The sequence below is a fragment of the Hippea jasoniae genome, from assembly GCF_000744435.1.
GTDB lineage: Bacteria > Campylobacterota_A > Desulfurellia > Desulfurellales > Hippeaceae > Hippea > Hippea jasoniae.
In genome coordinates this window covers 42,249-55,102 of the sequence record NZ_JQLX01000001.1, presented here as the reverse complement: position 1 = coordinate 55,102, position 12,854 = coordinate 42,249, and the positions used below count along the sequence as shown (strand labels likewise).

General features: G+C 35.2%; 11 protein-coding genes. 5 read left to right on the top strand and 6 right to left on the bottom strand.

Translation table 11 applies throughout. From position 1 onward, the window contains the following. Positions 1-214: 214 nt before the first annotated feature. The 5 genes from EK17_RS00260 (at position 215) to EK17_RS00240 (ending at position 6,312) form a co-directional block, all read left to right on the top strand. Positions 215-1,057: a methyl-accepting chemotaxis protein gene (locus EK17_RS00260; RefSeq protein WP_035586385.1), complete on the top strand. Its 843-nt coding sequence runs from the start codon at positions 215-217 to the stop codon at positions 1,055-1,057. Between the two features lie 153 nt (positions 1,058-1,210). After that, positions 1,211-4,684, top strand: coding sequence for an Ig-like domain-containing protein (locus tag EK17_RS00255; RefSeq protein ID WP_035586382.1), 3,474 nt, complete (start codon positions 1,211-1,213; stop codon positions 4,682-4,684). Between the two features lie 61 nt (positions 4,685-4,745). Further along, positions 4,746-4,928: a hypothetical protein gene (locus EK17_RS00250; RefSeq protein ID WP_035586380.1), complete on the top strand. Its 183-nt coding sequence runs from the start codon at positions 4,746-4,748 to the stop codon at positions 4,926-4,928. Between the two features lie 32 nt (positions 4,929-4,960). Continuing rightward, a complete protein-coding gene (locus tag EK17_RS00245; protein ID WP_035586378.1) occupies positions 4,961-5,821 on the top strand; it encodes a Card1-like endonuclease domain-containing protein in 861 nt (286 codons plus the stop codon). A 35-nt stretch (positions 5,822-5,856) separates the two neighbouring features. Further along, entirely contained in the window at positions 5,857-6,312 is a 456-nt protein-coding gene (locus EK17_RS00240) for a hypothetical protein (RefSeq protein ID WP_035586375.1), read from the top strand. Between the two features lie 784 nt (positions 6,313-7,096). Here EK17_RS00240 and cbiB read toward each other — a convergent pair. From cbiB to EK17_RS00210, 6 genes are read right to left on the bottom strand one after another with little or no spacing between them, the layout of a single operon-like run. Further along, the gene (cbiB, locus tag EK17_RS00235; RefSeq protein ID WP_051904311.1) at positions 7,097-8,095 is read right to left on the bottom strand and encodes an adenosylcobinamide-phosphate synthase CbiB; all 999 of its coding nucleotides are present in this window, start codon (positions 8,093-8,095) and stop codon (positions 7,097-7,099) included. After that, complete coding sequence (locus tag EK17_RS00230) at positions 8,088-9,476, bottom strand: cobyric acid synthase (RefSeq protein ID WP_035586372.1); 1,389 nt, start codon at positions 9,474-9,476, stop codon at positions 8,088-8,090. Before EK17_RS00230 ends, cbiB begins: the two co-directional genes overlap by 8 nt. After that, on the bottom strand, positions 9,473-10,501 hold the full coding sequence (locus tag EK17_RS00225; protein ID WP_198018112.1) for a pyridoxal phosphate-dependent aminotransferase: 1,029 nt from the start codon (positions 10,499-10,501) through the stop codon (positions 9,473-9,475). The genes EK17_RS00230 and EK17_RS00225 overlap by 4 nt, the downstream gene beginning before the upstream one ends. Beyond that, entirely contained in the window at positions 10,494-11,195 is a 702-nt protein-coding gene (locus tag EK17_RS00220) for an adenosylcobinamide-GDP ribazoletransferase (RefSeq protein WP_035586368.1), read from the bottom strand. The genes EK17_RS00225 and EK17_RS00220 overlap by 8 nt, the downstream gene beginning before the upstream one ends. Beyond that, positions 11,196-12,260 (bottom strand): nicotinate-nucleotide--dimethylbenzimidazole phosphoribosyltransferase, encoded by a 1,065-nt coding sequence (gene cobT / locus EK17_RS00215; RefSeq protein ID WP_232229294.1) that lies wholly within the window; start codon positions 12,258-12,260, stop codon positions 11,196-11,198. After that, complete coding sequence (locus tag EK17_RS00210) at positions 12,253-12,831, bottom strand: hypothetical protein (RefSeq protein ID WP_035586363.1); 579 nt, start codon at positions 12,829-12,831, stop codon at positions 12,253-12,255. Before EK17_RS00210 ends, cobT begins: the two co-directional genes overlap by 8 nt. Positions 12,832-12,854 lie beyond the last annotated feature (23 nt).

Sequence of the window (12,854 nt, the reverse complement as noted above, 5' to 3'; positions counted from 1 at the left end):
ATCCATTACCCACTTCAACATACTCAGTATAGGGTCTTCTTCTGCCACAAATTTTGTTAGTAATTCTTTAAAAATTCTGCTATCTTTCCTCATGGGATAGGCTTCTCCTTTCCTTTTTTAGCTTACCGAGAAGTCTATCCTTTTCTTTTGGAGATTCAACAAAATTGCGAAGGTTTTTATACAATATCATGAAATGGCTCAAGAGTTACAAAAAATGATAAAAGATATAAAAAACGCCTCAGATATAATGATAGATAGATCAACAAATCTATCGTCTGCTGCCATAGAGATGTCATCAGCAAGTGAAGAGGTAACCAAAAGCATGGATGAAATTTTCACTGCTATACAGGATGCATCAAAAGCCACAGAAGATATAGCAAAAAAAGCAGAAGATATAAGTTTTATTGCAAGTTCAATCAGTCAAACAAATACCGCCATGCTAAACGATGTTGAACAGAGAGTTACAAACATGAATAAAAATCTTCAGTTGGCTGAAGAAACGCTAAGCCAGATAAACATAGTTGGAGAATCATCAAAAGAGATAGGAAAAATCGTTAATGTCATCAGCGAAATAGCCGACCAAACAAATCTTTTGGCTCTAAATGCAGCGATTGAGGCAGCAAGGGCAGGAGATGTAGGAAGGGGTTTTGCGGTTGTTGCTGACGAGGTTAGGAAGTTAGCAGAAAAAACCCAGAGTTCTACCGAGGAAATAAGAAATATGATTATAAAGATGCAAAACGATGTCGAAAAGGCTATCGAGAAAACCAAAAAAACGCAGGAGAGTATTTCGTCCGAAACAATCTCAATAAACAGTAATAAAAAAAGGATAGATGATATCGTCAAAAAAACCGACAAATCAATAGAAGATATAAACACAACATCATCTGCAATCGAGGAGATTTCAGCAACAATAACAGAAATAGATATGCAGATCAAAGAAGCTGTCGAAGCAGCCAGAGAGAATGCAAAGGTTTCTGAAAATGTTTCAAGGGCATCTGTAGAGTTAAAAGAGATTGCGGATAATGTTGCTAAAGAAATAGGAAAGTTTCAAATTTGATATAAGCTTTAAAAAAGCTTGCTATATTTATAAAGATACTTTAAATTGAAGAAGGTGAGATGGTAATTCGAGGAGTGTAAATTTTACAGGCTAACTAATTCAGTAGACAACGGTTTTGCTATATTAAAAATATATAAGTTAGCTATTATATGTTTGATTTCTTTTTTTATAACCACTTCTGCTTTTGCACAAAGCGCCTTCTCCTTAGGCGACCAATTTAAGCATAGATGCAAAATCAGTTTAAAAAAAGCCAAATCGGAAAGTATATACGCAGAAAAACTCAAACAGAAAATCTATCATATTAAGGATGATAAAGAAAATTCATCGCAACAACTAAGCCACATATTACAAGCAGCTTTAGGAAGAATAGAAGAATCGCTTAAGGCGTTTAACTTCAAGGCAGCAGAAGTATATGAGTTTGATTATTTAAACAAAAGCACCCTTGAAGAGTTCAATAGAGAAAAAACTTTTCTTTTTAATAAATACAAATCCCGCTACATATCTATACTGCAAAAGAAACTGAACCTGTTTTTTGTCAATTTATCAAAGAAAAGCTGGCAGATAAAATGGAATCCTGCCTCTATACCCTATTTTCCCACATTAAAGGATTATTTAGATGCTTCAATTAAAGAAACATCCAATGCCTCCTTAAAAAAGCGATTGATAAAGGAACTTAATAAATTAAATTCGCTTGACCAAAAAAGCAGGGAAAAAATAAATAAAAGGTTTAAAGAAAACAGCTGGAATGAGCTAAACAGGTTAACCAAATTTGAGCTTGGCAAAACAGCCAGGCAACTCTACCCTACTTTTAAGCTTCACTTTCCAAACAAACAACCATATCTACCCTCACTTCCTGCATTTGAAAAAAATACCGTATATTTCAAAACCATCCCGAATACTAAACTCTACTGGATTGCAGATGCGGTTAATCCATCGCATATAAACAGAAACACCTTAACATATCTCCTTGCTTTAAAAATAAATTACAGTTTTTTCAACGAGCTTGACTGCAACACGGTTGTAAGTACAATCAACAACTTTTACAACCGTTTTTTAAGCAATCCTCACCAATTTGGGCATGTCTTTTTAGAAAACGGAAAAGACTTTTTGCTGCTGTATGGTATATCAGCCCCTAAAAATACATCAAAAGAAGAGTTCTCTATCGCCTCAGGAGGAATTTTATTGATCAAATTCATAGGCGACACACCTGTTGCAGTAAGCATAGATGTTATTTTACACAATGTAAACTACGGCTGTGGTGGGAATTTTAACTCCGTAAAACAGATAACCCACGATGTTGCCTTTACTCTCCTTGATGCATTTAATCACTATGACAACTTTTATACAAATAATAACAAAACCGAAACAATTGAATTAAAATCACAAACCCCTCTACCATTAAACACAACACCTAACAAAAATAGCAGATGTATGTTGAAGGTAATTGTAAAGGATACAAAAGGAAAACCTGTTAAGAATAGATACATAAAATTTACTCAACCAAAATTTGGCAAACTATCTACTCTCAAGGCTACAACCAACTCATCGGGAGAGGCAGAGGTTGTCTACACAGCTCCAACAGACAGAGAATTACAAAACTCAAAGAAAGTGCAAACAAGTGTATTCATAATGGCAATTGATACAAATACAGCCCAATCTGCAAGTATCACAATCCATATAAACAGCAAAATTAAAAAGATAGCCGCTTATGCAAAATACCAAATACTACCCGCCTATCCTTCCTACTACAACAAAATAAGTTTCAGCTTCAAAGCTATCAACAAACCAGATAAAAAACCATACAGAGCAATTATTACAATAGATTCAAACTCAGGTGGTGCTCTTGTAAAAAATTATGGTGATAGGGGTGGTTTAAAAAACATAACAATAGAAGTTCAACCACAAGATAAATATACCCTTTACTACCACTGGGTAGGTTTGCCAACGATGCAAAAAGCCTACGATGAAACAATTACCATCCAGATTCCAGAATTAAAACTAAAAAAGCAAATACACTTCTCTGTGGGCATCGATTTAGCCATTGAGTCTGTTGAAACAGGATTTCAGTCAAACTCATTGTATGCTGCAATATTCAACCCTTTTAAAATTTTTGTGGTGGATAGATTTCACCCGCAGGCAGACCTTGTAAAAATATTTAAGGATTTTGATTTGACTGTTGATCTAAAAATTTCACAGACTGCTTTTATTCCAGCTCCTCCAGATCCCGATCAAGAAGCATTGTTGAGTGCCCTATTTACGGCATGGGAAGGTTCAAACAGCTACCCAAAAACACAGCCTATCATTTTTGATGGAGTTTTGTGGGACTTAAGAAAAACAAAAGACAACAGGTTTATCGTTGCCTTCAATGGCAAATCAAACACTAAATCGTTTGTTCAATATCCCGGCATAGATGTATTTGAAAGAGGCTCTTATCAGTTTAACATTGCAATAAATTCAAGTAAATTTGATGCAAATCCAACAAACAATCACGCCCTAACCGATATGCTTAAAGTTAAGGGCTTTGCCTCAGAGGGTCAGGAAATTATGCACACTGTCCTTCTGCCCAGCATACAATTTCTTCTGCTCAGTCTAACAGACATCCCTTTTGCCAAGGTAGTGGGTAAAGCCAAAACCGTTATAACCGCAACAAACCTCGGTTTAACAGCAGACAGCACTATTAAGGATGTCAGAAGCAAGCAATGGAAAAAGGTTTTTATAGATGTCTTTTCTATGTATCTAACCTCGCTTGATGAATCAAAACTCAGCGACACAGCAAAACAGCTTGTTAAGGATAATACGCTTGCACTGTATGCACACACGCTCGTTGAAACTTTAATCTCTAACTTAAAACCAAATAAAAAAACGACATATCAATTTTTCAGGTTTAACCTGATACAACCTGCATATGCCTCACAAATAAAAAAACCAACCAAAAGATATAAAAAATCTGAGATTTATAAGGTTATACAGCTATCCTTAAAAGCATCTAAAAACCATTACATAATCATATTAAATCGATCAGGATTATCCGATTATAAAATCAAAAACGACAAAGGTTTGGTAATGCAAAAAGCAGTCGCAAAAATATATAAAAACGGCAAAATAAACCAGAGGATTTATGAAGGAAAAAACAATATAGTTTTATCAGCCAATAACACAGAAAGCATTATTTTGAATTTAAAAGGAAACTCAAAAGCTGGCAAGATAACCGTTATAACAAAAGACAGGATTACACACTATTCCTATCCGCATAAAAAATGGCAACAAATAATAGAAATAGACAATATCGGCAACATAAAATTACATTATGCATCCGATTCAAATAATATAAACATCCAGCAGATTTCAGGCAGATGGAAAACTAACTTTGGTTTAATGACTATAAAGCAAAACAACAATAAAATAATCGGCACTTATACCCATGACAACGGGAAAATAGAAGGAACATTAAAAGGGAATATCCTTTCTGGAGTCTGGAGAGAGGCTCCAACTTACAAGCCAAACAAAGATGCCGGTGTATTTGAGTTTAGCTTCTCTAAAAACGGTAAATCATTCAAAGGACACTGGAGGTATGGGTTTAAGTCAAAACCATGGAACGGTGAATGGAACGGCAAGAAAATTAGATAAAAGATTCCCTCTATTTCATACATTTGACTTTAAAAGAAAAAATCTATATAAATAGCCCAAAATGGAGTTATGGATAACATCGGCAAAAGAGATTCTACCCAATATAATTTTTGCCTTAGGTTTTAAAAATAAAATAGATAGAATAACTGTCTTTTATACAGATTGGTCTGTATCGATTAAAAAAGCAAAAATACAGAAAAGTTTTTTCAAAATAGAGGCATATCCACTCAAATTATCCCTATAGAAACCTACAACAAAACAAACATTATATCAGTCTTGAACAAAGCAAAAACAAACTCCAACATCAAAGATGTTGTGTACCTATCAAATGCCTCAACAAAATTTACATCCTTCATTATATCTATATGGGTTATTGAAAACGGAGGGAAAGTTTACTATTACACGCCAGAAGGCAACATTCTTGACATGGACAGTGGATTAGTTGTATCAAGCATTAAAGAAAATATATTAACAATTTCGGACTTTTTTGAAACTGCAGGCTATACCATAACATCGACAAACAACTACAAAGAAAAACTGGGTAATAAAATTGATTTACTATTTGAATTCTATAAAAAACTTATAAAAGAAAACTTTTTCTGCAAGGTCATCACAGATAAACAACTATCCTCTAAAAATCTCAACAAACTTAATCTTTATATAAAAAAGGAGCAAAAAATTCTCGACAAACATCTAAAGACATTTTATGGACATGAAACCTTGAATTTTTCATTAAGCGGATATGCCCTTGAGTTCTTTACCTTTGAAACACTGAAGCGATCCAGATTCTTTGACGAGGTAAAGGTGAATATTAATATAGAGGATTTAGATAAAAATTTAAAAAATGAAATAGATGTTGCTGCTGTTAAAAACAACATACTCTACTATTTCTCCTGCAAAAAAACATCAAAAAAACTAAACAACGACGAGCACATCCGCAGGGTTTCTTCTCTATCTAAAATTATAGGTGGAAGGTTTTCTGTGCCTGTGCTTGTTAGCTGCCATCATTCTCCAGTATTGAAGAAAAAAGCAAAAGATTTGGGTGTTAATTTTATAAATCCTTCACAGCTAATTGATTTGTTAGAAAACCCCCAGGCGGTAGTATCAAAATGGCGCGATACAGCATTCAACTATTAATCGTTAATACAAAGTAAAACGAGGTGGACATTATAATGGCTTGTATAACCAAGGATAGCAAAACAGGCTGGATAACAGTTAAACCAAAGACATTTAGCATAAAGCAGTCACAAATGAGTGTAGCCCTCGCCTGGATAATGACTCTTTCACTTATACCACCTGGTGTTTTGTCTGGCAGAGCAAAAATTATTGGCTACTTGGTAATAGCTCTATTATTTGTTATCTGGTGCGCTGTCAACTGTTTCACTCGATTGATTATAAAAGATAAATCAATCGTTATAAAGACAGCAATAAAAACCATGGAACGCAAATTTAGCGAAATAGAGTTTATAGATATATACAAAGAATGCTTATTGTGTCGTTTATTTATGACGGAAAAACTTGTAATCGGTTTTAACGATGGTAGCCACTTTGATCTGTTAGAAATAGATGATGTAGTACATGTTTTTATCGAATTAAAAAGAAAAATGGAAGAAAACGGCTGCTGGTAGCCTTCTTTTGTTGATAATCTAAAAGTTAAATAGTTAAAAACCCCCTGTTTTTCATTCCCCAACCATTCAAATCAAATATTTATTACAGAACACATTAGACATTTACTTCAATTAATAAAATCGACCTCTTATCCTTATTTTCTTTTGAAAGATAGCACCAATCTTTTGTTTAAACTCAATTAAAAAATCTATCCTCTACTAAAAAACACTTATTAAAACATAAATTAAGCTCAATCAAGCCAGATGAATATTTGTATCTCATGAATAAATAAAAAAGAAAGGACTCGATAAAAGAGTCTGAGCATCAATTTAAGAATCTCCTTGAAGAACTCATGATAGTCAGACAAGCGGGAATAGTGTCCGACCACCAGCTACAATGGGAAAACCCAAGACAGATGGTGGTCGGATAATTCCCTTCAGGAGCGGGAATAGTGCAACTATTTCTATTATAATTGCTATGATTTCAAATGATTTGTATTCGGATAATTCCCTTCAGGAGCGGGAATAGTGCAACAGGCCTTCTAAAAAGCCTGTCACGACAACAACCAACCTTGATAATATTACTATCAAGTTTCTGTAATTGGCTTTACGACAACATTTCCCGCTGTACGAGAAAACAGCCATATTTCATTGTAAAAGAACAGTTTTTAACAGGCTTTTTAACAGGAATTTCTCAATTCCCAAACCTGCCTCAATTACAGACATTGCCTTTATATCATATAATTTCTTTAATGTCAAGGGGTGATATTCAAAAAAAGGCAAGTTCTACAGAAAAAATTTTCCTTTAAACCCAGCCGCAGCTCAACGAAAGCCTGAAAAACACTGCCAGACCAAACAAAAAAACAACAAAAGAGGAAGCCTGCATTAAATCTACAGCCCTTCTTATATCCTCAACAGTAGCCCTTTTGTTAAAATTGCCAATTATGGTTTTTTTTACAAGAATACCGCCGTATATTGTATTCCCGCCAAGATTGATTCTTAAAGCTCCAGCAAACGCAGACATTGGATGAGCTGAGTTAGGGCTTGAGTGAGATTTTCTAAACCTACTGAAAGACTCAAGTGTTGATACAACAGGATAGCCCTTTATGATAACAGCAGGAAGTATAAACACTATACTTAAGCGGGCAGGAATAAAATTTAAAACATCATCAAAAATGGCTGCAAATCTGCCAAACTGCATGTATCTTTCATTTTTATAACCTATCATCGAATCGAATGTGCTTATAATTTTAAAAAATATCGCACCCACAGGTCCAAAGAAAATAAAATACAACGCAGGCGATAAAATGCCATCAACAAAGTTTTCAGAAATCGATTCTACTGTTGAAGTAATAACCTTTTTTTCATCCATTGTTTCTGTGTCTCTGCTTACCATAAAACTCAACAAAACTTTTGACTTATCCAGATCGCCTTTTTTTAAATATAAATACACATCCATTGCATGCTTTTTTAGGCTTTTTACAGATATACTTGAAAAAAACAGATAAACAGAGACAATCTCGTAAAATAGATCCACAAAAAGGTCGTTTGTTTTTAAAACCGCAATTTCTATAGCAAAAACAGGCAAACAAAACAGTAAAAGCACAAACAAAACAAAAAACATGCCACTCAAAAAACCACCGTTTTTAGCATAAAATAAGGGCTCAAGTTTTGATATAGTTTTGCCTACAATAACAACGGGGTGAAATTTAGAAGGCGGTTCACCAAACACCCAGTCAAGCACAAAACCAACAAAAAAGGCTATTGAATTTAAATAAACCACTCTGCAGGCTGAATCAACCAATTATAGCCTCAACATCCATGCATTGTTCGATTGTTTCTGCAAGCATATCAAGCTGTTTATTTTTTTGCTCAAACAGATCTAAATCTTCCACTTCTTTTCCTATTAATGAAAAAAACCACTTTAAAACACAGCTGTTTGAGAAAAATCCATGCAGATATGTGCCAATAATCTTATTCTTTTCATCAAATACACACACACCATCGTCTTTAAGCAGATTTTTTGCCCCGCTTAGATAAGAAACCCCATGATGAATCTCATATCCCTCAACAACCTTGCATCCAAAATCCTCAAGTGTTTCATACCGTTTTCTCACAAGCACCTTACTGTCTAAAAACTGCGTATCCATCTCAAGCAAACCCAATGCCCTTTTATTAGAAATGGTTTTTCCAAGCAGCTGAAAACCGCCGCAGATACCCACAATAGGCAGGTGTCCTTTTAGCTTCACTATTGCATCGACTAACTTTTGCTTTTTTAAAAACTCAAGGTCAAACAGAGGATTTTTGCTACCCGGTATAATAACAGCATCACAATCTTCTAACTGTTGAGGGCTATTTATATAACAAACAGACACATCTTTAAGGTAGTTAAACGCCAAAAAATCGCTAAAATTTGACATGTGAGGAAGCCTGATAATGCACAGCTTAATTTTGCCTGATGATTTTTGATTGAGCGATAGGGAATCCTCATCCTCAAGTGTTATATCAAGATAAGGAACAACACCGATTATTTTAACATCCACAAACTCTTTAAACCTATCAAAAGCAGGCTTCAAAAGCTCAATATCGCCTCTAAATTTGTTGATAATAAAACCTTTAACGAGATGTTTATATCTATCCTCAATCAAATCGTATGTGCCTTTTAAGTGAGCAAATACGCCGCCTCTGTCTATATCACCAACAACAAAAACATTGGCGCCTGCATAATCGGCCATTTTCATATTGACAAAATCAAACTGCTGTAGGTTTATCTCAGCAGGTGAGCCAGCACCCTCTAAAACAACATAATCAAACTCCTCTTTCAAAGAATCAAAAGCCTGCTTTGCTATCTTAAAATGTTCATCGAAGTAGGTGTAATACTCCTTATAAGATACGGTCTTAAAAAATCTACCCATGCGAATAATGTAGGATTTGCCGCTATCCGGTTTTATCAAAATTGGATTCATTCTAACATCAGGCTCAACAAAAGCTGCAAAAGCCTGAAGCGCCTGGGCTATACTTATCTCCTCACCGTTTTTTGTTACAATGCTATTTAAAGACATATTTTGAGCCTTAAACGGCGCAACTTTTAATCCTCTTCTGGCTAAAAGCCTGCAAAAACCTGCAGCCAAAAGCGTTTTTCCAACACCGCTTGCAGTTCCACAAAACATTATCTCCTTTTTCATAACTCTTCCAAAGCCTCAAGTAATCTATCAAGCTTATGCCTTTTTTTTATCGAAATTCTGATAAAATCTTTGCTTAACGAATAAAAATTATCACAAACCCTGATTAAAATACCCTTTTTTATAAGAAACGACTCAAGCATTTTGCCATCTAAACTGTTTAATTTTATAAGCAAAAAATTGACATTGCTGCTAAAAACCTTGATAAAACCAAACCGCTTCAAGCCTTCCATTAAATATGCGCGGTTTTTGTCTACCTCATCAACAATAGCCTTTCTGTTTACATCTAAATTCTTCAAAGCAATTATACATGAAATAGATGAGATTCTCCATGGCAGAGCAATTCTGTTGAGTTTTTCTAAAATAACTTTGTTTTTAGTATATGCCCAGCCCACCCTAATGCCTGCAAGTGAGTAAAACTTGGATAAAGAGCGCAAAACGACGATATTATCCATATCACTGCCAAGCAGCGTTTCTCTATTGCTGTAAAAATCAATATACGCTTCATCTACAACAAAAGTGGTTTTTTTGAAACTACCAGCAAGTTTCAGTATCTCCTCTTTTTTTATAACTCCTCCTGTGGGATTGTTTGGGTTGCAGATGAAACACAGATCTACACCATCAAGCCTTGCCTTGTCTATTTCAAACTCAAAACCATTCTCCTCTTCTGCCACAAAATGCTTTATATCCAAGCCATAAAGCTCACAAAACCTTGCATACTCTATATAGGTAGGATCAAAAATCAAAGCCTTCTTATATGCAAACATTTCACAGATCGACTTGATAATAGGCGATGTGCCGCTATCTACAAAGATAAATTTCTCATCTATACCGCAAAGGCTGGATAAGCGCTTCTTTAACAAAAAACCATCCTCAGTGGGCAGATGTTGAGTATAAAATTTTAAGTCATCGCTATCAGGTATAACAATATCGCCGTCAAATACATTACTGCTTAAATCAATAATTTCTTTGGCGTCTTTATTAAGCTTATCCGCCCAATAGAAAATATTACCGCCATGTTTAAACATACAGGTCATAAATCGCCACAACCAAAAGCAGTAAAAGCTGTGTGGTTTCTATTGCAAAACCCAACATATCGCCTGTTATAACACCGATTTTAGATTTAAAATACTCAAACAGTAAAAATGTGTAAACAAAAAAAACACCCGCCACAACAAAAGGCAAAACCCCTTTAATCACAAAAAAACTCGATAGAATAATAGCATAGCCTATTAAAAAATCTGTGATGTTAAACTGTTTAAAAAAAGGTGCGGCAGTGCCTGTTTTTCTGCCGTATGGGAGTTTTTTCATTAAATAAATGCAGCCAAACCTGCTGTAGGATGGAATAAATATAAGCATCAAATAATCTTTTATATGCAAAAAGGCTGCGTATCTTCCCAAAAGCACAACAACAATTGCCAGCACACCAAAGCTTCCCAGTCGGCTATCCTTCATAATCTCAAGCATCTTAACTTTATCCCTTAAGGAGAAAAACGCATCACTTGTGTCTGCAAGCCCATCAAGGTGCAGACCCCTTGTAATGAACACACAATAAACAGCAGCAAGATAGGCAAAAAGGCCGTGTATAAAACTCAAGGCATATACACCCAGCCCTATTAGCAAACCAACAAGGGGAAAATATCTAACAGCTGATTTTGCATCAAACGCTGTATTTATCCTTACTATTGTTAAAAAGGAAAGGGCCGAAAAAAAGCCCCTCATCTATTCACCCTTTGATACACCAGCCTGACTGAATGTTGCAACCTCACTAATTACTTTGGCTGCAGCATCGATAATATGCATGGCAAGGGTTGCCCCTGTACCCTCACCAAGTCTCATATTAAGCTTCAAAATGGGCTTGAGATTTAAATATTCAAGCATCAATTTATGGCCGTTTTCTTCTGATAGATGGCCTGCAAACATATAGTAGTGCGTATTTTTAGACAAACCATATGCGATCAATGCAGCGGCAGTTGAGATAAAACCATCAACAACTACAGGAATCTTTTTATAAGCAGCAGCTAAAATAACGCCTGCGATAGCTCCTATTTCTATGCCACCAACTTTACTTAACACATCTATAGGGTCGTTTTTGTCGGGTTTGTTTAATTCAATTCCCCGTTTTATTACATTCACCTTATTTTGCCATCTCTTTTCATCAATACCTGTGCCTTTTCCAGCAATTAAGGTGGGGTCTTTGTCTAAAATCACGCTTGCTATGGCAGCTGACGGTGTTGTGTTGCCAATTCCCATATCACCTGTTGCAACAATATTAAGATTGTGGGATTCGATATATTTTAAGGCTATTTCAAAACCTGTCTCAATCGATTTTTCTGCCTCCTGTCTGCTCATTGCTGGTTGTTTTGTAAAGTTTTCCGTACCGTTTTTAACCTTTTTGATTATAAATTCATTTTTACCAATAATTTTTTCTTTAAAATCACATCTGCTACCCACATCTGCAACAACAACCTTTGCATTATTCTGGCGTGCAAGCACCGTTATTGTCGCAATATCGTTTACAAAAGCCCTTATCATCTCACAGGTAACAACAGCAGGAAATGCACTAACGCCTTCCTCCACAACACCGTGATCACCTGCAAACACAAAAACAGCCCTCTTATCAACCTCAGGTTTAAGTGTTGACTGGATTGCACAGAGTTTTTCAGAGATATCGTTAAGCATTCCAACAGCTCTCGGCGGCATAATCAACTCAGATGTCCTCTGAATCGCCTTTTTTAAATACTCATCGCTATAAGGTGTAATACTATCCAAAATCCTGTTAAGCATAATAACCTCCTGCTAAAATAAGAATAGCAAACAAACTAACACTGTATGCAAAATACTCCATCGCCTGTTTTTGTGTTTTTAATTCTACAAATAAAGAGCCTATCAATACAGCCATATAACTATCACACAACACAAGAAAGATTTTAAATAAAGGCTTTTGAGAAATAACGGCAACAAAAAACGAAATCAAAATTACATTAACCGCCTTCTTTTTTTTATCATCAAGCAGATCAAAAGCAAAAAAAGACGGTATGGCAATTAGAAAAACAGGATTTAATTTAAACATAAAAAAAGCTGGCAGAGAACAAACAACAGAAACCGCAACCCTTTTAAGTGTATCGATATCGCCTTTTTTTATGTATGAATAAAATGCAAGCGGCAACGATGAGAAAAAAACCTTAATACCCGTGTTATTTAGAAGTAAAAGTTGACCGATAATAAAAGCTAAAATAACAGCACCGCCACAGTCGAAAATCCTCAAAGGTTTTGATTTATAAAGGTGATTAAAAAACAGACAGCCAACAAGTGCAATGTAGAAGGTAAATATCGATACACTAACAAGCGGGCTCATATTAAATCCATATCAAAAATTTA